General features: G+C 74.9%; 2 protein-coding genes. Both read left to right on the top strand.

From position 1 onward, the window contains the following. Positions 1-979, top strand: a 979-nt coding sequence (locus tag ACTIDRAF_RS0224150) for an ABC transporter ATP-binding protein (RefSeq protein WP_016701251.1), incomplete at its 5' end; no start/stop codon positions are given. Next, entirely contained in the window at positions 976-3,000 is a 2,025-nt protein-coding gene (locus ACTIDRAF_RS0224155) for a CocE/NonD family hydrolase (RefSeq protein WP_016701252.1), read from the top strand. The genes ACTIDRAF_RS0224150 and ACTIDRAF_RS0224155, both read left to right, overlap by 4 nt. Positions 3,001-3,166 lie beyond the last annotated feature (166 nt).

Below are 3,166 nucleotides of genomic sequence, written 5' to 3' on the forward strand. Positions count from 1 at the left end.
CCGCCCCGTGCGGCGGCGGCAGCCGGTGCCGGACGCGCCGCCCGTCGTGTCGCTGCGGGACGTCCGCATCGGGTACGGGCGCCGGCGCGCCCGCCGGGGCCACGCCGAGCCACGCCCCGCCGTCGATGGTGTCTCGCTGGAGCTGCGCCGTGGCGAGGTGCTGGCGCTGGTGGGGGAGTCGGGCAGCGGGAAGACGACCCTGGCCTGGTCGCTGGCGGGGCTGCGCCCGCCGAGCGAGGGCGAGATGCGCTACACCGACCACGGGCGCGCCGACGACCTCACCGAGCCCGCCGCCCGCCGCGCCACCGACCTGCGGCGCCGGGTCCAGCTGGTCTTCCAGAACGCCGACACCGCGCTCAACCCGCGCCGTCGGGTCGCCGAGGCGGTCCGACGCCCGCTCCGGATGTTCGGCCTGGCCCGGGGCCGCCGGGAGCTGGCCGAGCGGAGCCGCGAGCTGGTCGCGGACGTCCACCTGGACCCGGCCCTGGCCGAACGGCTGCCGGCCCAGCTCTCCGGCGGCCAGCGGCAGCGCGTCGGCATCGCCCGGGCACTCGCGGGCGAACCGGACGTCGTGATCGCCGACGAGATCACCACCGCCCTCGACGTGTCCGTGCAGGCCTCGATCCTCGCCCTCCTCGACGACCTGCGGGCGCGACGGCGGCTGGCCTGCCTGTTCATCAGCCACGACCTGGCCGTGGTGCGGGGCATCGCCGACCGCGTCGTCGTCCTGCGGCACGGCGTCGTCGTCGAGGAGGGCCCCACCGAAGCGGTCTTCGCGGGACCCAACCACCCCTACACCAGCTCGCTGCTCGCCGCCGCGCTCGAACCCGACCCGATCGCGGCCCGCCGACGGGCCGGGGACCGGGACGGACCACCCGTCCAGTGGGCCGATGACGCGGCCGATGGGTCGGTGTGGGAAGAACTAGGGGCAGGCCACCGAATCCGGCGGTGGCGGGAGGTCGGCAAGGAGGACCGGTGAGATACCGCGAGAAGTTCGCCCGTGACGTCGAGGTCGAGGACACCTGGATCCCGATGCGGGACGGCACGCGGTTGCACGCCCGCGTCTGGCGTCCCGTCGACGCGGTCGACCGGCCGGTTCCGGCGCTGCTGGAGTACCTGCCCTACCGCAAGGGGGACTGGACCGCTCCCCGGGACGCCCAGCGCCACCCGTGGTACGCCGGTCACGGTTACGCCTCGGTGCGGGTCGACCTGCGGGGCAGCGGCAACTCCGAGGGCGTGATGCGGGACGAGTACTCCGAACAGGAACTCGCCGACGGCGTCGACGTCGTCCACTGGCTGGCCGAGCAGCCCTGGTCGACCGGTCGGGTCGGCATGTTCGGCATCTCCTGGGGTGGCTTCAACTCCCTCCAGGTGGCGGCGCTGCGTCCCGAACCGCTCAAGGCCGTCGTGACCGTCTGCTCCACCGACGACCGCTACGACAACGACGTGCACTACATCGGCGGCGCGGTGCTCGGCATCGACATGCTGGCGTGGGCGGGCACGATGTTGGCCTTCACCTCCCGCCCGCCGGACCCGGCCGCCGTCGGGGACCGGTGGCTGCCGATGTGGCGGGAACGGCTCGACGCGCTGGAGCCGTTCCTCCACACCTGGCTGGCCCACCAGCAGCGGGACGACTACTGGCGGCACGGCAGCGTGTGCGAGGACTACTCGGCCATCGACGCCGCCGTCCTCGCCGTCGGCGGCTGGGCGGACCCCTACCGCGATACGGTGCTCCGCCTCGTCGAACACCTCGACGCCCCCGTGCGCGGCATCATCGGCCCCTGGGCGCACCGCTACCCGGACATCGAACTGCCGCCGGGCCCCGCCATCGGGTTCCTCCAGGAGACCCTGCGGTGGTGGGACCACTGGCTCAAGGGCGAGGACAACGGCGTGATGGACACGCCGCCGCTGCGCACCTGGATGCAGGAGCCCGTCCCGCCGCGGACCAGTTACCCGGAGCGGCCGGGCCGGTGGGTCGGCGACCCGAGCTGGCCCTCCCCCTCGGTGAGCTGGCAGACCCGCCCCTTCGCCGGGGACCTGCGGGGACCGGCCACCATGGGCGACGGACGGGTGGTCATCTCCAGCCCGCAGCACACCGGGGTGGACGCCGGCCGCTACTTCCCGTTCGGCAACGCCACCGACCTGCCCCCCGACCAGCGGGAGGAGGACGGGCGGTCGACCTGTTTCGACTCGGCCCCCCTGACCGAGCGGCTGGAGATCCTCGGGCGGGCCCGGGTGCGGCTCCGCATGGACTGCGACGTCACCCGGGCCAACGTCATCGTCCGGCTCTGCGACGTCGCCCCCGACGGGTCCTCCACCCTGATCAGCCGGGGCGTGCTGAACCTGGCGAGCCGGGACGGCCGGGACCGGGCGGTGCCCTGGCGCCCCGGGACCAAGGAGGACGTGGAGATCGAGCTGACCGCCACCGGGTACGCCGTCCCCGCCGAGCACCGCCTGCGGGTCGCGGTGTCCACCGCGTACTGGCCGTGGGTGTGGCCCCAGCCCACCAGCCCGGTGCTCCGGGTGCGCGCCCAGGACAGCGCGCTGCTGCTGCCGGTGCGGGACCCGGCCGCCGACGCGGGGGCCGACCCGATCGAGTTCGAGGAGCCGGAGCAGGCCCCACCGCTGCCCGTGCGGTCCGGCTCCACCCCGGACCGACCGGAGCGCATCGTCCGCCACGACGTCGCCACCGGGGAGTGGACCCTCCAGGTGGACCCCAACTACGGAGGTTCGCGGACGTTCCCCGACGGGATGGAGTACTCGGAGAGCGCCCTGGAGACCTACCGCATCCGGGCGGACGACCCCCTGTCGGCCTCCGCCACCTCGACGTGGACCATCCGGTTGCGGCGGGAGGGCTGGGACGTCCAGGTCGACACCCGGTCGGAGCTGCGGGCCACGGCGGAGGAGTTCGTCCTGGAGAGCCGGGTCACCGCCGTCGCCGACGGCGAGACGGTCAGCGACCGCACCTGGCACCGCCGGCTCCCGAGGACCTCGGGTTGAGCACACGGTTTCCGGGGTCGGCCACCTCCGAGGTCGCCGACCCCGCCCAGGAGCACGCGGGCGGCGTCCTCCCGGCGCCGGAAGCCGAGCGGCAGTCGCCACCCCCCGCCGCCCGGGCCTCCCTGTCCCGAACCGGCCCCGAACCGGCGCCTTCCACCCGGCACCG

The sequence above is a fragment of the Actinoalloteichus spitiensis RMV-1378 genome (assembly GCF_000239155.1).
Classification (GTDB): Bacteria; Actinomycetota; Actinomycetes; order Mycobacteriales; family Pseudonocardiaceae; genus Actinoalloteichus_B; species Actinoalloteichus_B spitiensis.